The following is a 16,637-nucleotide window of genomic DNA, read 5'->3' as shown; positions in this document are numbered from 1 at the left end:
ACGCATCCGACGTCAGTCATCCGGACGGAGGTGCGGGGATGGACGACAGGGTGGTCGTCGGCTACGACACGTCGGTCGAGTCGGCCGCGGCGGTCCGGTGGGCCGCGACGCAGGCCGCGAGCCGCGGCTGGGAGCTCGACGTGGTGCACGTCTGGGGCTTCGCGGGCCGCGAGGGCGGCGGGGCCGGCGAGTCGTGGCTGGGCCGCGAGGTCCAGGAGCAGGTGCGGCAGGTCGCGGAGGAGGGCGCGCGGATCGCGGTCGAGGCCGCCCCGGGTGTGGTCGCCCGGCCCGAGGTGCGGCACGGCCCGCCCGCGCGGGTGCTGGTCGAGCGCGCCGCCGACGCCCGGCTGGTCGTGGTCGGCCGGCGCGGCGCGGGCGTGGTGAACGCCCTGATCGGGTCGGCCGCGACCGGCGTGCTGCACCGGGCCCGCTGCCCGGTGGTGGTGGTCCCGGCGTCGGCGCACCCGGGCGCGGGCCGCGACCCGGTGCTGGTCGGCTTCGACGGGTCCCCGGGGTCGTTCCGCGCGCTCGAGGCGGGGTGCGACCAGGCGGCCCACCTCGGGACCGGCGTGAGCGTCGTGACGGCGTGGACCACCGCGGTCGAGACGACCAGCCCCGCGTACTGGGCCTTCACGTACCCGCAGCGCTCGCCCGGCGAGGTGGCGCTCGAGGAGGCGGAGCGCGTGCTGGAGCGCGGTCGGTCGTGGGCGGCGTCCCGGCGGGACGTCGAGGTGTCGTTCGACCTCGCCGAGGGCCGGCCGGCGCAGGCGCTCGTGCGGCGCTCGCGGCACGCGAGCCTGCTGGTGGTGGGCACGCGCGGGCGGGGCGGCTTCGCCAGCCTGGTGCTGGGCTCGACCAGCCGGCCGGTCGTGCAGCGCGCCGAGTGCCCGGTGCTGGTCACGCGCAGCGCGGAGGCGGTGCCCGAGGGCGGGCCGCCGCGGCCGGAGCGCGCGACGGCGTCGGCCTGAGGGCGGGACCGCACCGCCCAGGCGCGGGCCGGGCGACGACCGGCCCCGGCGGCTCAGCCCCGCGGCGCCGCCGTGCTCGCGCGCACCACGAGCCGCGTCGGCACCACGATCCGCGAGTCGGTCAGCGTCTCGTGGTCCCGGATCTGGCGGAGCAGCAGGTCCACCAGCCGGCTGCCGATCAGGTGGAAGTCCTGCTGCACGGTCGTGAGCGGGGGCCAGAGGAACTCGGTGAGCGGGATGTCGTCGAACCCGACCACGGAGATGTCGTCCGGCACCCGACGGCCGTGCTCGTACAGCGCCCGGACGAGCCCGGCCGCCATCTCGTCGTTCGCGCAGAACACCGCCGTCACGTCGGGGTCTGCGGCGAGGAGCCGGCCCTGCTCGTAGCCGGACCGGGCGCTCCAGTCGCCGCGCACCACGGCGGGGACCTCGCGCGCGGAGCCCACGAGGTGCTCGCGCCAGGTGTCGACGCGGATCTCGGCGGGCGCCGAGTCCACCGGCCCCGCGAGGTGGTGCACGGTGCGGTGGCCGAGGTCCAGCAGGTGCTGCACCGCGAGGTGGGTCCCGGTGACCTGGTCCGCGGCGACCGCGGGGTGGTGGCCGACGAACCGGGAGTCCGACACGACGACGGGCATCCGCGGCGGTACGGCCAGGCTCGCGGGGGTGGCGGTCTCCGCCCGGATGATGACGAGGCCGTCGATCGACTGGTGCGAGAGCCGCGCCGCGGCGGCGGTCATGTCGTCCGACGAGGGGCTCTGCACGTCCACGAGGCTGACCGTGTAGCCCTCCGCGCGGGCCGCCTCCACGACGGCCTCCACCGTCCGGGACTCGCCGGTGCGCGCGAGGCGGTGGGCGATCACGCCGATCGTGCCGAAGCTGCCGTACCGGAGCGCCCGCGCCGCGTGGTTGGGGGAGTAGCCCAGCTGCTCCATCGCGGCGAGCACGCGCTCGCGGGTCGCGGGCCGGACGTTGTCCGCGCCGGTCGACACCCGGGACACCGTCTGCGACGAGACGCCGGCCAGCTGGGCGACGTCGGCGATCGACGGGCCGGAGCGGCTGCGGCCCGGCGCCGGGACGGTGTCAGTCATGCCGCGATGATAGCCGAGTGGTGACGTCACCATCCGGCGCTCGCCCGACGATCGGGCGGCGTCCCGGTCGCGCCGACGCGCGTCGCCCCGCGGCGTGGTCCCCACCCCGCGCCGCCGCGTCGTCGCGCGGATGGTGACGTCGCCATGGCGGAGGCGCGCTCTGGTTGACACCGTTCCTGACCGCATGGCAACCTGGCGCCCGCGCCGCCGGATGTTGACGTCAACATCAACCGACGCCCCGACCCCGAAGGAGTGGCTCGCTGTGACGACCCAGAACGTCCCGGTGCCGGCGACCGCGGTGCCGCGCGCCGCCACCCGCCGGCGCACGCGACGCGGCCGGTGGGCCGGCTGGGGCTTCGTCGGCCCGTTCATGGCCGTGTTCGCCCTCGTCTTCCTCGCCCCGATCGCGTACTCGATCTACCTCAGCCTGTTCCGCAAGCAGCTGGTCGGCGGCAACTCGTTCGTCGGCCTGGAGAACTACCAGCGGGCGTTCACCGACCCGCAGTTCTGGGCGGCGGTCGGCCGCGTCGGCGGGTTCCTCGTCGTGCAGGTGCCGATCATGCTCGGCCTCGCGCTGCTGGTGGCCCTGGCGGTCGACAGCGGCCGGCTCTACGGCAAGAGCTTCTTCCGGATCTCGATCTTCCTGCCGTACGCCGTGCCCGCCGTGGTCGCCGCGCTGATGTGGGGCTTCATGTACGGCACCCGGTTCGGCCTGGTCGGCAACATCAACGACCTGCTCGGGGTGCAGCTGCCGAACCCGCTGTCGCCCGACCTGGTGCTGGCGTCGATCGGCAACATCGTGACCTGGAGCTTCGTCGGCTACAACATGCTGATCTTCTACTCGGCGCTGCGGGTCGTCCCCGCCTCGCTCTACGAGGCCGCCGAGCTCGACGGGGCCAGCCAGTGGCAGGTCGTCCGGTCGATCAAGATCCCCGCCATCCGCGGCGCCCTCGTGATCGCCACGATCTTCTCGATCATCGGCAGCTTCCAGCTCTTCAACGAGCCGAGCATCCTGCAGAGCCTCGCGCCGAACGCGATCACGACGTCCTTCACCCCGAACCTGTACGCCTACTCGCTGTCCTTCTCCGGCCAGCAGTACAACTACTCGGCGACGGTCGCGATCATCATGGGCGTCCTCACGATGATCGTCGCCTACGTCGTCCAGCTGCGCGGCATGCGCAAGGAGGCGTGAGCCCGATGACGACCACCTCCGCCCCGGCCTCCGCGCCGGCCGCGTCCCCCCGTCGCCCGGCGGGCCCCCGGCTGCGCACGCCGCGCCGCCGGTACAGCGCGGACAAGCCGCGCCGCAGCGTGCTGCTGACCGTGCTGACCGCGGTCGTCGGGATCTACGCGCTGATCCCGCTCGCCTGGCTGCTGATCAACGCGAGCAAGACCCAGTCGGACCTGTTCGACTCGTTCGGGCTGTGGTTCAGCGGCGACTTCGCCCTGTTCTCGAACATCGCGGACACGCTCACGTACGACGACGGCATCTTCCTGCGCTGGCTCGGCAACACGCTGCTGTACGTGGTCGTGGGTGCCGGCGGCGCGACGGCCCTCGCGGTGCTCGGCGGCTACGGCCTGGCCAAGTTCCAGTTCCCCGGCAAGCGCGGCGTGTTCGCGGTCGTGATCGGGGCGGTCGCCGTCCCGGGGACCGCGCTGGCCGTGCCGACGTTCCTCATGTTCAGCCAGATGGGCCTGACCAACACCCCGTGGTCGGTGATCATCCCGTCGCTGATCTCGCCGTTCGGGCTCTACCTCATGTGGACGTTCGCCGCCGAGGCCATCCCGACGGAGCTGCTCGAGGCGGCGCGCATGGACGGCGCCGGCGAGCTGCGCACCTTCGGCCGCATCTGCCTGCCGCTGCTCGGCCCCGGCATCGTCACGGTGCTGCTGTTCACGATGGTCGCGACCTGGAACAACTACTTCCTGCCGCTGATCATGCTGAAGAACCCCGACTGGTACCCGCTGACGCTCGGGCTCAACGCCTGGAACGCGCAGGCCGCCACCGCCGGGGGCCAGGCGATCTTCAACCTGGTGCTCACGGGCGCGCTGCTCACGATCATCCCGCTCGTCGCCGCCTTCCTGCTGCTGCAGCGGTTCTGGCAGTCCGGCCTGTCGGCCGGCTCCGTCAAGGAGTGACCGGCCCCCGGCCGCGCCCCGCCACCACCCGTCCGTCCCGTTCTGACAACGAAGTGAGAGGACCCCGCATGACCACCACCCCCTCCCGGCTCTGGCGCGGCGCAGCCGTCGCCGGCGCCCTGGCCCTGGCCCTGACCGCCTGCTCCTCCGGCGGCTCCGGCGGCTCCGGCTCCGACGCGGCCGACGGCGGCTCGCTGACGGTCTGGGCCTGGGACAACACGGTCGAGCCCATCGCCGAGGCGTACATGGACGAGCACCCGGACGTGACGATCGACGTCGTCAACGCCGGCACCAACACCGACGAGTACACCGCGCTGCAGAACGCGGTCGCGGCGGGCTCCGGCGTGCCGGACCTCGCGCAGATCGAGTACTACGCGGTGCCGCAGTTCGCGATCGGCGAGGCGCTGGCGGACCTGAGCGACCTCGGCGCGGCCGACCTGGACGGGACCTACAGCCCCGGCCCGTGGAGCGCGGTGCACCAGGGCGACGGCATCTACGGCCTGCCGATGGACTCGGGCCCGATGGCGCTGTTCTACAACACCACGGTGTTCGAGAAGTACGGCGTGCAGGTCCCCACCACCTGGGACGAGTACCTGACCGCCGCGCGGGCGCTGCACGCGGCCGACCCGAACGTCTACATCACCAACGACACCGGCGACGCGGGCTTCGCGACGTCGATGATCTGGCAGGCCGGCGGCCACCCGTACCAGGTGGACGGCACCGACGTGACGATCGACTTCACCGATGAGGGCTCGACGAAGTTCGCGGAGCTGTGGCAGCAGCTGCTCGACGAGGACCTGGTCGCCCCGACCTCCTCGTGGAGCGACGAGTGGTACCAGGGCCTGGGCAACGGCACGATCGCCTCGCTCGCCATCGGCGCCTGGATGCCCGGCAACCTCGAGGCCAGCGTCACCCAGGCCGCGGGCCAGTGGCGGGTCGCCCCGTTGCCGCAGTGGGAGGCGGGCCAGACCGCGTCGTCGGAGAACGGCGGCTCGGCGCTGTCCATCACCGAGGCCAGCACGAACAAGGAGCTCGCCTACGACTTCCTGACCTACCTGTCGAACGGCGACGGCACGAAGATCCGGATCGATGCCGGGGGCTTCCCCGCGACCACGGCGGACCTGGAGTCCGACGAGTTCCTGGGCAAGGAGTCCGAGTACTTCGGCGGCCAGAAGATCAACGAGGTGCTCTCGCAGTCCGCGGCCGACGTCGTCGAGGGCTGGCAGTACCTGCCCTACCAGGTCTACGCGAACAGCATCTTCAACGACACCGTGGGGCAGGCGTACGTCGGCTCCACCACGCTGACCGAGGGCCTCGCGGACTGGCAGGAGCAGTCCGTGGCCTACGGGAACGAGCAGGGCTTCACCACGAAGTGACACCGGCCGGCCGGCGGCGGACCCCGCCGCCGGCCGGCACCCGCCGGGCTGGAGCAGCGCCGGCCCCGCACCCCCACCGACCGACACCCCGGGAGCACCACCCAGCATGCCCACGTTCGAGATCGGCGACACCGACTTCCTGCTCGACGGCCGCCCGCACCAGGTGGTCTCCGGCGCGCTGCACTACTTCCGGGTGCACCCCGAGCAGTGGGCGGACCGCATCCGCAAGGCCCGGCTCATGGGGCTCAACACCATCGAGACCTACGTGGCGTGGAACTTCCACGCCCCCGAGCGCGGGCGGTTCGACCTGGACGGCCCGCGGGACCTGGGCCGGTTCCTCGACCTCGTCGCCGCCGAGGGGATGCACGCGATCGTGCGTCCCGGCCCGTACATCTGCGCCGAGTGGGACAACGGCGGTCTGCCGGCCTGGCTGCTCGCCGACCCGGAGGTCGGCGTGCGTCGGCACGAGCCGCGCTACCTCGCCGCCATCGCGCAGTACTACGACCAGCTGCTCCCGCTGGTCGCCGAGCGGCAGGTCACCCGCGGCGGCCCGGTGATCGCGGTGCAGGTGGAGAACGAGTACGGCGCCTACGGCGACGACCACGACTACCTGCGCGCGCTGATCGCGATGAACCGCGAGCGGGGGATCGAGGTCCCGCTGCTCAGCTGCGACCAGGCCGACGACGAGATGCAGGCCCGCGGCAGCGTCCCCGAGCTGCACCGCACGGTCACGTTCGGCGCCCGCGCCAAGGAGCGCCTCGAGCTGCTCCGGCGGCACCAGCCGACCGGCCCGCTCATGTGCATGGAGTTCTGGGACGGCTGGTTCGACTGGTGGGGCCAGCCGCACCACGTCGCCCCGGCCGAGATGAACGCGCAGGACCTGGACGACCTGCTGGCGCTGGGCGCGTCCGTGAACCTCTACATGTTCCACGGCGGCACCAACTTCGGGTTCACCAACGGCGCCAACGACAAGCACACGTACCAGCCGATCACCACCTCCTACGACTACGACGCCCCCCTCGCGGAGCACGGCGCGGTCACCGCCAAGTGGCACGCGATGCGCGACGTCATCTCCCGGTACGCGCCCGTGCCGGACGAGGTGCCCGCCGCCCCGGCGCCGGCGCCGGAGCTCGCCGTCGACCTGGACCGCCGGGTCCCGTTCGCCGCCGCGCTGCCCGTGCTCGGCGAGCCCGCGGCGTGGGACCACCTGCCCACCACCGACGAGCTCGGCCACTGGACCGGGTTCACGCTGTACCGCACCCGGGTCGCCGAGGACGACCGCGCCCTGACGCTCGCCGAGGTCCGGGACCGCGCGCTGGTGGCGCTCGACGGCGAGCCGGTCGGCGTGCTGAGCCGGACGGAGCACAGCCGCACGCTCGCGCTGCCCGCCCGGGCCGGCGAGCTCACCCTGCTCGTCGAGGACCAGGGGCGCGTGAACTACGGCCCGCGGATCGGGGAGCCCAAGGGGCTGATCGGGCCCGCGCGCACGGCGACCCGCGAGCTGACGGACTGGTCGGTGACGCCGCTGCGCCTGGACGGCGTCGAGCCCGGGCTGGCCGACCTGCTGGCCGCGGCGCCCGCCGCCGACCCCGCGGTCCCGGTCGCCGGCCCGGCGTTCCTCCGCGGCACCTTCGACACCGTCGCGGGCTCCGACCACTTCCTGCGCACCGACGGCTGGGGCAAGGGCCTGGTCTGGGTGAACGGCTTCCTGCTCGGCCGGTACTGGAGCGCGGGCCCGACGGCGACGCTGTACGTGCCCGGACCTCTGTTGCGGGCCGAGGGCAACGAGCTGGTCGTCCTCGAGCTGCACGGCGCGGCGGAGGCGCGGGTGGCGTTCGTCCCCGGCCCCGACCTCGGCTCCTCGGAGGTCTGAGAAGTCACCCGCCCGCCAACCCGGTCCACCCGGTCGGCGCCTCAGATGACCTGCGAGGACGCCGATGACACGTGCAGGTCCCCGGCACGCTCGCCGGGGCGGCGCGTGCAACAGCGAGGATCGGGACGTGGACGGCGCAGGGTCGCAGGAGTGGGAGGCCGACGAGGGCGCCCGGGTGCTGCGCGGGGCCCTGGCGGCGCTGACCCGGGACGGCTCGTTCCCGCTCGACGGCCTCACGCCCCGGTCGCCCGCGTCGGCGGCCGAGGGCGCCGGGCGGGTCCCGGGGCTGCCGCGCCGCCGGCGCCGCGTGGAGGCGGGCGGCGCCCCGGCCGCCGAGGACCTGCCGGCGCTGATGGCCCGGCAGTCCCAGCGGCTGCGGCAGCTCGAGACGCTCATCGAGGCGGCGCCGGTCGGCATCGGCCTGGTGCAGCTCGACGGCCGCACCCCGCTGACGAACGACACGCTGCGCCAGCTGCTCGGCTACTCGACCGAGGAGTTCGCGACGATGCCGTTCGCGGACTACACCGTGCCCGAGGACCAGGCCGAGAACGACCGGCTGTTCCGCGCGATGGTCGAGGGCGACGGCGAGGCCGACAGCTTCGCGATGCAGAAGCGGTTCGTGCGCAAGGACGGCACGACGCTGTGGGTCGACCTGACCGTCTCCCTGGTGCGGGACGCCGACGGGCGGCCCGACTACGCGATCGGCATGGTCCAGGACATCACCGAGCGCAAGCGGCTGGCCGACGAGCTCGCCGCCGCGGAGCTGCACTACCGGCTGCTGGTGGAGCACGTCCCGGCGGTCGTCTACATCGCCGAGCCCGGGCCCGGTGGCCGGTTCGAGTACGTCAGCCCGCGCCTGGAGTGGATGCTCGGCCGCGCGCCGCAGGAGTGGCTGGACGACGCGGGGGAGTGGACCCGCGCGATCCACCCGTCGGACCGCGCGATGCGGTTCCACGAGGAGGCGCTGCGCGAGGGTCTCGGCGAGGGCGGCCAGCTGCCGTCGATCACCTACCGGCTCCGGCACCGCGACGGCTACGACGTGTGGGTGCGCGACGACGCCGTCCTGCGCCGGGACAGCGACGGCAGCCCGCGGCTGCACGGCGTGCTCGTCGACGTGACCCAGGAGAAGACGCTCGAGGAGCGCCTGGCGCACATGGTCGACCACGACGCGCTCACGGGGCTGGTCAACCGGTCGCACTTCCACCGCCTGGTGGACGAGGCGCTGGCCGGGCGGGTCGACGGGCGCCGCGGCGTCGCGGTGATGTACGTCGACCTGGACGACTTCAAGGCCGTGAACGACAGCTTCGGGCACGCCGTGGGCGACCGGGTGCTGGTGGCGGTGGCCGACCGGCTGCGCGAGCTCGTGCCGCCGTCCGGCGCCGTCGCACGGCTGGGCGGGGACGAGTTCGCCGTGCTGGTCACCGGCACGCCCGCCGCGGTGCGGCGCGCCGTGGCGGCGGTGCAGGAGATGGGCCAGGTGTCCGTGCCCGTGGGCGGGGCGTGGGCGCGGGTCAGCGCCAGCGTCGGGTCCGCGGTGGCGGACCGGGCGCACACCACCGAGAAGCTGCTGCACGACGCCGACCAGGTGATGTACGACGCGAAGCTCGGCGGCGACCGGCCCGGTCGCGGCGGCGCGCGCCGGGGTGCGGCGGTGCGCCGGACCGTCGCGGAGCGCCGCGGGGCCGTGGGTGCCCCGGCGGCGGCCGGGCGCCGGGCGGGCGACCGCGGGGCCGGCGACGAGGGCGGCCGGCGCGCCGGGGGCTGAGGCGGATCCTCGAGTCCCCGGCGCGCCGGTCGTCGTCGTCAGGCGGGCGCGCCCACCCGGGCGAGCATGGCCAGCACGACCGCCGCGGAGCGGTCGGCCGCGTCGTCCACGTGCGTCAGGAAGTCGTCCGCGCCGGCGGGGCCGCACAGGTCCGAGATCCCGCGCACGGCGAGGAACGGCACGCCGTGGACGTGGGCGACCTGCGCGAGCGCCGTCGTCTCCATGTCCGTCGACAGCCCCCCGGGGAACTGCTCGCGCACCGGGCCGACCAGGCTGGCGTCGACGAACGCGTCGCTGGACAGCATCAGGCCCGCGCGCACCGTGAGGTCGCCGGCGTCGGCACCCAGGGCGGCGCCGCGCAGCGCCTGGTCGCCGTGGTACGTCGCCGGCATGCCCGGCACCTGGCCGAGCGCGTAGCCGAACGCCCGGGCGTCGGCGTTCGTGTAGACGTGCTCCGAGCCGACGACGACGTCGCCGACGTGCACGCCCGCCTGGACGCCGCCCGCGCTGCCGGCGCTGATCAGCGCCGCCGGGGCCGTGCCGCCGCGGGCCGCCGCGACCAGCACCAGCGCCGCGGACGCCGCGGAGGCGGCGTTCACCAGGCCGATGCCGGACCGGACCAGCAGCACGTCGCGGCCGGCGACGGTCAGGACGTGGTGCTCCGCGCCGCCGACCGTGGCGGGCTCGCCGACGGCGTCGGCGCGCGCCAGGAACGGCGCCGCCTCGTCCGGCATGGCGACCGAGACGACGACGTCGACGCCCGCGAGGGCGCTCGCCGCCGTCACGCGGTCACCTGGCTCCACTCGGCGCGGTGCGCGAGGAACTCCCGCGCCGCGCCCTGCGCGCCCTCCAGGGTGTGGTTGGCGCCCCAGCCGCACTGCACCTCGTTGGCGGCGGGCACCTCGCCGGCGGTGGTGATGTCCTGCAGCGTGTCGGCGACCAGGGCCTGGACGTCGTCCTCGGCCCACTCGCCCTGCAGGATCAGGTAGAACCCGGTCTGGCAGCCCATGGGGGAGAAGTCGATCACCCGGTCGCTGTGGTTGCGCGAGTGCTCGGCGAACAGGTGCTCCAGCGAGTGCACGACCGGCATCTCCAGGTGCGCCTTGTTCGGCTGGGCGAACCGGATGTCGTACTTGCTGATCACGTCGCCCGCCGGGAGCACCTTCGTGTCGGCCAGCCGGATGTACGGCGCGGCGACCGTCCGGTGGTCGAGGTTGAACGACTCGACGTTCATGCGGGGCTGGTTCACGGGACTCCCTCGTGGTGCGGCGGTCGGACGGGAACATTGTGCAGCGGTCGCGGGGCGCGCGGTATTCCGGGCGCGGCGGGCGGACGGAGGTGTCGGACCGTCAGGCCGGGCGGACGGCGCGCCGGGGCCGCGGCCGGGTGCGCGGGGACCGGGACCGGTCGGTGAGCTCGAGCAGCCGCACGACCCGGCCGCGGTGCGGCGCCCAGGGCGCGAGCACGTCGAGCACCTCCTCCTGCTCGACCCGCCGCCCCGCGATCGCGGTGCCGACGAGGCGGGGCAGGTGCAGGTCGCCGACCGACACGGCGTCCGGGTCGCCGAGCGCGCGCCGGGTGGTCTCGGCGACGGTCCACACGCCGATCCCGGGCACCGTGGCGAGCCGCCGCCGGACCTCCGCGGCGGCGCCCGGGGCGTCCGGGGCGACGTCCAGCACCTCCTGCAGCCGCCTGGCCACCGCGGCGGCGCGCAGGATCGTCGAGGACCGCTGGTCGTCGACGCCGGCCCGCCGCCAGTCCCACACCGGCACCCGGCGCCAGCCGAGCGCGTCCGGCGGCACCCGCATCCCCGCGGGCGCCGGCCCGGGCGGGACCTCGCCGTGCCGCAGGAGCAGCCAGCGCCAGGCGTGGTGCGCGTCGACGGTCACGACGCGCTGCTCCAGCACCGCGGGCACCAGGGCGCCCAGCACGTCGCCGGTGCGGGGTATGCGCAGGCCGCGCAGCCGGTGGTGCGCGGCGGCGAGCGCGAGGTGGCCGACGGGGTCGAACGTGCGCGGGTCGTCGCGGGCGCCGAGCAGGTCCGGCAGCCCGGCGAGCGCCCGGGCAGCGCCGGGCCCCCAGGCGGCCGCGGCGACGCCACCCGGTCCGGGGCGCAGGTGCAGCGTGGCGGGACCGTCCGCGGTCCGCAGGGCGTGCCAGACGGTGCCGTCGCGCTCGATCCGGAGCGCGGGGTCGAGGCCGCCGCGGCGGACCAGCATCAGCGTGAGCCGGACGTCGAGCGGGCCGTCCGGGACGTACCCGCGGGTCTCGGGGCCGCCGGGGTGCTGCACCCCTCCAGCATGCCGGACGGCGCCGACACGGGCCTCGTGGGCCCGGTCGGCGCCGTCGCGGGTGCGCGGGGTCAGCGCTTCAGGAAGTCCAGCAGGACCTCGGTCACCTCGGCGGCGTGCGTCCAGAGCATCCCGTGCGGGGCGCCCTCGATCTCGACGTACTCGGCCTGCGGCAGCGCCGCGTGGAACGGGCGGCCGGTGGCGTCGATCGGCAGGATCCGGTCCGCGGTGCCGTGCACGATCAGCGCCGGCACGTCGATCTTCGGGAGGTCGCCGCGGAAGTCGGTCAGCCACGCGGGCACGACGGCGCTGGACGCGAACCAGGACGACCCGGCGGCGACGTCCCAGGAGTGCCGGAGCGCCTCCTCCGACAGCCGCGACCCCAGGTTCTCGTCGGTGTTGTAGAAGTCGGCGTAGAAGCTGGTGAAGTACGCGTACCGGTCGGCGGTCACCGCCTCGACGATGCCGTCGAACACCTCGCCCGGGACGCCCGTCGGGTTGTCGTCGGTCCGGAGCAGGAACGGCTCGAGCGACGCCAGGAACACGGCCTTCGCGACCCGCTCCGAGCCGTACGTGCCCAGGTACCGGCCGACCTCGCCGGTGCCCATCGAGAACCCGACGAGGACCGCGTCGCGCAGGTCCAGGGTGTCGAGCACCGTCTTCAGGTCGGCGGCGAACGTGTCGTAGTCGTAGCCCGTGGTGGGCTGGCTCGACTGCCCGAACCCGCGGCGGTCGTACGTGATGACGCGGTAGCCGGCGTCCAGCAGGGCGGCCGACTGCTTCTCCCAGGAGTGCCCGTCGAGCGGGTAGCCGTGGATCAGGACGACGGGCTGCCCCGTCCCGTGGTCCTCGTAGTAGAGGTCGATCGACGTGGTGTTCTCGGTACCCACGGTGATGTACGGCATGGTCAGCCCTCTCCCTGACGTCGGAGAACGGTCGTTCTCCGCGATGTCGCCTACACTAGAGAACGAGCGTTTTCCGCGCAACCCCCAGGAGGCGGCCATGGGCCAGGTGCAGGAGGCGGGCCGTCCGGCCCCGTCCGCCGACGAGCTGCGCGAGCGGGTGCTGGCCGCGGCCGACGGGCTCTACTACTCCCGGGGCATCCAGGCCGTCGGCATGGACGAGCTGCGCGCCGAGGCCGGCGTCCCGATGAAGCGGCTCTACGCCCTGTTCGGCGGGAAGGACGCGATCGTCGCCGAGGTGCTGCGCCGCCGCAGCGCGCAGTGGGAGCGCGGCGTGCGGGCCGCCGTGGACGCGGCGCCGAGCCCGCGCGAGCGGCTGCTGGCCGTCTACGACCACCTGGCCGGGTGGTTCGGCGAGACCGACTTCCACGGCTGCATCTTCATCAACTCGTTCGGCGAGCTCGGCGGGTGCTCGCCCGAGGTCGCCGAGATCGTCCGCGCGCACAAGGCGCGGTTCCAGGAGTACGTCGCGGGCCTCGTCGCCGACGTCGGCGGCCCTCCCGCGCTCGCGGCGCAGCTCGCGATCCTCGCGGAGGGCGCCCAGACCACCGCGGCGATCGCCGGAACAGCCGAGGCGGCGGTCCAGGCGCGCTCGGCTGCGGCGACGCTGATCGACGCGGCGGGGCTGCGGGGCTGACTCCGGGCGTCAGGCCGCGCGGTCGCCCTGCACCCGCGCGAGGAACTCCGTGACCGTGCTCAGGTACTCCGCCCGCGGCCCGTCGGCCGACAGGGCGAGGTCGTGGATGCCGCCCGGGATCGTCACGAGCGTGACGTCGTCGCCGAGCCGGGGCGCGCGCGCCCAGATCTGCTGCACGTCGAGCACGGTGTCCTGGGCGTCGAGCAGCGGGTTCGACCGGGAGTTCGGCCCGGACTCCGCCGCGGTGGCGACCAGGACGGGGGCGTCGATCCGCAGCCCGCGGCCCAGCCGTGCCTGGCCCCGGCGCACCGCGCGCAGCCAGCCCGCCCGCACCGGGAACCCCTCGGCGGGCTTGAGCGACCGGTCGTACTCCCAGCGGCCGCCGTGGTCGGCGTGCAGGTGCCACGAGTACGCGGACGGCCCGTCGGCCAGCACCCGCATCCGGTCCACCGGCCCCAGGCTGTCCAGCACCCAGGTCGACACCACGCGGTGGAACCACCGGGAGTTCAGGTCGAACCACGGGCTGTTCAGCACCAGCGCGTCCACCGCGGCGCGGCCGCCCGGACTGTCCGCCCACAGCGCCGCCGTCAGCCCGCCCGTCGAGTGGCCGTGCACGGTCAGCCGGTCGTGGCCCAGCTCGTCGCGCAGCAGCCGCGCGGCCAGGCCCAGGTCGGCGCGGTACTCGGCCAGGTCGTCGACGTAGTGCGGCACCTGGCCCTCGCGCCACGACCGGCCGCACCGGCGCAGGTCGAGGGCGTAGAACGTGTGGCCCGCCGCGGCGAACGCGTCCGCCAGGTGGGTCTGGAAGAAGTAGTCGTTGAACCCGTGCACGTGCAGCACGGCGCTGCCGGCGGGGGCCGACCCGGGCTCCGGGGTCCGGCGGACGACCGTCGCCACCAGGTCGGGGTCCGTCCCCGACAGCGCGAGGGTGCGCTGCTCCCAGCCGGGGCCGAGCGGGTCGGGGCGCCAGCCGGTCACTCCCGGCCCCCGTCGGTCGACGCGCGCGCCCCGGGCCGGGCCGCGGCCAGGTGCAGCGGCAGGAGCGCGGCCAGGCCGATCGCGATGACGAGCACGGTGCCCAGGATGCCCCACCGCTGCGAGCCCGCGACGGCCACCGCGGTCGAGAACGCGAACGGCGCGAGGAAGCTCGCCGCGCGGCCGGTGGTCGCGTACAGGCCGAAGATCTGGCTCTCCCGCCCCGGCGGCGCGATCCGGGTCAGCAGGGAGCGGCTCGCCGACTGCGCCGGCCCGACGAACACGCACAGCAGCAGCCCGCACACCCAGAACGCGGAGGTGCCGGCGCCCGCGAGCGCGAACGTGGCGACGCCCGCCACCACGAGCCCGGCCAGCGAGACGACGATGAGCACCCGGGGCCCGACGCGGTCGTCCAGGGCGCCGGCCGCGAGCGTCGAGACGCCGGCGACCACGTTGGCGGCGATCGCGAACACCACGACCTCGCTCGCCGAGAACCCGAACGTGCCGGACGCGATGACCGCGCCGAAGGTGAACACGCCCGCGAGCCCGTCGCGGTACACGGCGCTCGCGAGCAGGAACCACACGGTGCTGCGGGACGTCCGCCACAGGTCGCGCACGTCGGCGACGATCCGGCGGTACGCCTCGAGGACGCCGGGCCGGCGACGCGCCGCGGCGGCCTCCGCGGGGTCGTCCGGCACCGCCACGAGCACCGGGATCGCGAACACGCCGAACCACAGCGCGGACACCAGCACCGCGACGCGGATGTTCACGCCGTCCTCGCCCGTCACCCCGAACCAGCCGACCTCCGGGTTGATGAACCCGACGAACAGCACCAGCAGCAGCACGATGCCGCCCAGGTAGCCCGCGCCCCAGCCGAGCCCGCTGACCCGGCCGAGCGTCGCCGGCGTCGCGACCCGGGGGAGCAGCGCGTTGTAGTGCACGCTCGCCAGCTCGAACGTGAGGTTCGCGGTCGCGAGCAGCGCGATGCCCAGCAGCAGGTTCGCGGTGAGCGAGTCCGGGTCGGGCCGGACCAGCGCCATCGCGGCGCACAGCGCCACCGTCACCGCGGTCTGCACCGCGAGGTTCCGCCGCCGGCGCCCCGAGCCGTCCGCGCGGGTGCCGGTCAGCGGGGCGAGCAGCGCGATGAGCACCCCGGCGGCGGTCAGCCCCCAGCCGAGCCAGGTCGAGTGCCGGGCCAGCGCGGCGTCCAGCGCGGCGCCGCCCTCCGCGACGACGGCCGGGTCGACGAACGCGTCGCTGGTCAGCCAGCGCGTGAACACGAACGTCGTGATGACGGCGTTGAACGCGGCCGAGCCCCAGTCCCAGAGGGACCAGGCGACGATGCGGCCGCGCGCGCCGGGCGCGGGGGCGGGTGTCGCGGGGCCGGCGGGCGTCGGGGGCCCGGCCGGCGTCGGCGGCAGCGGGGCGGGATCGGCGTGCACCCGCCAGGCATACCGTCATCGGGCGTCCCGCGCGTGTCGAACGCCTGAACACGCGGCGACGCGGGCCGGGGCGTCACCCGTCCGGAGCGGTTGCCGGGCGCGCGGGGCCTGCCTACGGTCCGGCCATGACCGCGACCGTCCGCATCGGCATCTCCGGGTGGCGGTACGCGCCGTGGCGCGGGGTGTTCTACCCCCAGGGCCTGCCGCAGCGCCGCGAGCTCGAGCACGCCAGCCGCCACCTCGGCACCATCGAGATCAACGGCTCCTTCTACGCGCTGCAGCGCCCCGAGTCGTACCAGGCGTGGCGCGCCGAGGTCCCGGAGGGCTTCGTGTTCTCCGTCAAAGGCGGCCGGTTCGTCACGCACATGAAGAAGCTCGCCGACGTCGAGGTGCCGCTGGCCAACTTCTTCGCCTCCGGGGTGCTCGCGCTGGGCCCGGCGCTCGGGCCGGTGCTGTGGCAGCTCCCGCCGACGCTCGGCTACGACCCGGACCGGCTGGCGCGGTTCTTCGACCTGCTGCCGCGGACGACGGCCGCCGCGGCCGAGCTGGCCGGGCGGCACGACGAGCGGCTCGACGACCGGGCGTTCGCCACCACCGACGCCGACCGGCCGCTGCGGCACGTGCTGGAGGTGCGGCACGCGTCCTACGAGACGCCCGAGTTCCCGGCGCTGCTGCGCGAGCACGGGATCGGGCTGGTGGTGGCCGACACCGCCGGGCGCTGGCCGTACCTGGAGGACGTCACGTCCGACCTCGTCTACGTGCGGCTGCACGGCGACTCCGAGCTCTACGTCTCGGGCTACGACGACCCGGCGCTCGACCGGTGGGCCGCGCGGGTGCGGGCGTGGGCGGCGGGCGGGGAGCCGGCCGACGCGCGCCGGCTGGGTCCGCCGGCCCCCGCGGCGCCGGAGGGGCGGGACGTGTTCGTGTACTTCGACAACGACGCGAAGGTGCGGGCCCCGGTCGACGCGATGGCCCTGGCCGCGCGCCTGGGCGTGGGGCCGCTGGCAGCGCGGGCCTGACCGCGTCCGACCCGAGGTCGCCCGGCCCGCGGGTCGGCCCTGTCGGGCACCCGACAGTCTGTCTCTTCTACCCATCTGACGCTGCCGACGAAGGACGTGGAG

At 74.9% G+C, this 16,637-nt stretch carries 15 protein-coding genes; 8 read left to right on the top strand and 7 right to left on the bottom strand.

What is annotated here, in order from left to right:
- The first annotated feature begins 38 nt into the window (after positions 1-38).
- Positions 39-968, top strand: a complete 930-nt coding sequence (locus tag AC3WUG_RS02990; RefSeq protein WP_492326287.1) for a universal stress protein — start codon at positions 39-41, stop codon at positions 966-968.
- A 53-nt stretch (positions 969-1,021) separates the two neighbouring features.
- On the opposite strand, the gene AC3WUG_RS02985 is transcribed toward AC3WUG_RS02990, so the two are convergent.
- Positions 1,022-2,056, bottom strand: a complete 1,035-nt coding sequence (locus tag AC3WUG_RS02985; RefSeq protein ID WP_492326286.1) for a LacI family DNA-binding transcriptional regulator — start codon at positions 2,054-2,056, stop codon at positions 1,022-1,024.
- A 262-nt stretch (positions 2,057-2,318) separates the two neighbouring features.
- On the opposite strand from AC3WUG_RS02985, the gene AC3WUG_RS02980 reads away from it, so the two are divergent.
- From AC3WUG_RS02980 to AC3WUG_RS02960, 5 genes are all read left to right on the top strand, one after another.
- On the top strand, positions 2,319-3,248 hold the full coding sequence (locus AC3WUG_RS02980) for a carbohydrate ABC transporter permease (RefSeq protein ID WP_324846011.1): 930 nt from the start codon (positions 2,319-2,321) through the stop codon (positions 3,246-3,248).
- Between the two features lie 5 nt (positions 3,249-3,253).
- Positions 3,254-4,195 carry a carbohydrate ABC transporter permease gene (locus AC3WUG_RS02975; RefSeq protein WP_492326285.1) on the top strand — a complete coding sequence of 314 codons (942 nt, stop codon included), beginning with the start codon at positions 3,254-3,256 and terminating at the stop codon, positions 4,193-4,195.
- Between the two features lie 68 nt (positions 4,196-4,263).
- Positions 4,264-5,571 (top strand): ABC transporter substrate-binding protein, encoded by a 1,308-nt coding sequence (locus AC3WUG_RS02970; RefSeq protein WP_492326284.1) that lies wholly within the window; start codon positions 4,264-4,266, stop codon positions 5,569-5,571.
- 106 nt (positions 5,572-5,677) lie between these two features.
- On the top strand, positions 5,678-7,444 hold the full coding sequence (locus AC3WUG_RS02965) for a glycoside hydrolase family 35 protein (RefSeq protein ID WP_492326283.1): 1,767 nt from the start codon (positions 5,678-5,680) through the stop codon (positions 7,442-7,444).
- A 127-nt stretch (positions 7,445-7,571) separates the two neighbouring features.
- A complete protein-coding gene (locus AC3WUG_RS02960; RefSeq protein ID WP_492326282.1) occupies positions 7,572-9,209 on the top strand; it encodes a diguanylate cyclase domain-containing protein in 1,638 nt (545 codons plus the stop codon).
- Positions 9,210-9,247: 38 nt separating this feature from the next.
- Here AC3WUG_RS02960 and mtnN read toward each other — a convergent pair whose 3' ends face one another.
- The 4 genes from mtnN to AC3WUG_RS02940 form a co-directional block, all read right to left on the bottom strand.
- Complete coding sequence (gene mtnN / locus AC3WUG_RS02955) at positions 9,248-9,994, bottom strand: 5'-methylthioadenosine/S-adenosylhomocysteine nucleosidase (RefSeq protein WP_492326281.1); 747 nt, start codon at positions 9,992-9,994, stop codon at positions 9,248-9,250.
- On the bottom strand, positions 9,991-10,443 hold the full coding sequence (locus AC3WUG_RS02950) for an S-ribosylhomocysteine lyase (RefSeq protein ID WP_147796879.1): 453 nt from the start codon (positions 10,441-10,443) through the stop codon (positions 9,991-9,993). The genes mtnN and AC3WUG_RS02950 overlap by 4 nt, the downstream gene beginning before the upstream one ends.
- Before the next feature lie 115 nt (positions 10,444-10,558).
- Positions 10,559-11,500 carry a DNA-3-methyladenine glycosylase family protein gene (locus tag AC3WUG_RS02945; protein WP_492326280.1) on the bottom strand — a complete coding sequence of 314 codons (942 nt, stop codon included), beginning with the start codon at positions 11,498-11,500 and terminating at the stop codon, positions 10,559-10,561.
- Positions 11,501-11,571: 71 nt separating this feature from the next.
- On the bottom strand, positions 11,572-12,405 hold the full coding sequence (locus AC3WUG_RS02940; protein ID WP_492326279.1) for an alpha/beta fold hydrolase: 834 nt from the start codon (positions 12,403-12,405) through the stop codon (positions 11,572-11,574).
- Positions 12,406-12,502: 97 nt separating this feature from the next.
- Between AC3WUG_RS02940 and AC3WUG_RS02935 the strand changes: the two genes are divergently transcribed.
- Positions 12,503-13,099, top strand: coding sequence for a TetR/AcrR family transcriptional regulator (locus AC3WUG_RS02935; protein ID WP_492326278.1), 597 nt, complete (start codon positions 12,503-12,505; stop codon positions 13,097-13,099).
- Positions 13,100-13,108: 9 nt separating this feature from the next.
- Here the strand turns inward: AC3WUG_RS02935 and AC3WUG_RS02930 are convergent, their stop codons facing one another.
- On the bottom strand, positions 13,109-14,077 hold the full coding sequence (locus AC3WUG_RS02930) for an alpha/beta hydrolase (protein ID WP_492326277.1): 969 nt from the start codon (positions 14,075-14,077) through the stop codon (positions 13,109-13,111).
- Positions 14,074-15,516 (bottom strand): MFS transporter, encoded by a 1,443-nt coding sequence (locus AC3WUG_RS02925; RefSeq protein ID WP_492326276.1) that lies wholly within the window; start codon positions 15,514-15,516, stop codon positions 14,074-14,076. Before AC3WUG_RS02925 ends, AC3WUG_RS02930 begins: the two co-directional genes overlap by 4 nt.
- Positions 15,517-15,641: 125 nt before the next feature.
- Between AC3WUG_RS02925 and AC3WUG_RS02920 the strand changes: the two genes are divergently transcribed.
- Positions 15,642-16,535 (top strand): DUF72 domain-containing protein, encoded by an 894-nt coding sequence (locus AC3WUG_RS02920; RefSeq protein WP_492326275.1) that lies wholly within the window; start codon positions 15,642-15,644, stop codon positions 16,533-16,535.
- Positions 16,536-16,637 lie beyond the last annotated feature (102 nt).

This window comes from Cellulomonas sp. EB106-03-03-XG116 (assembly GCF_058792015.1).
The sequence above is the reverse complement of the archived record's forward strand: the minus strand, read 5'-3'. Positions and strand labels throughout refer to the sequence as shown.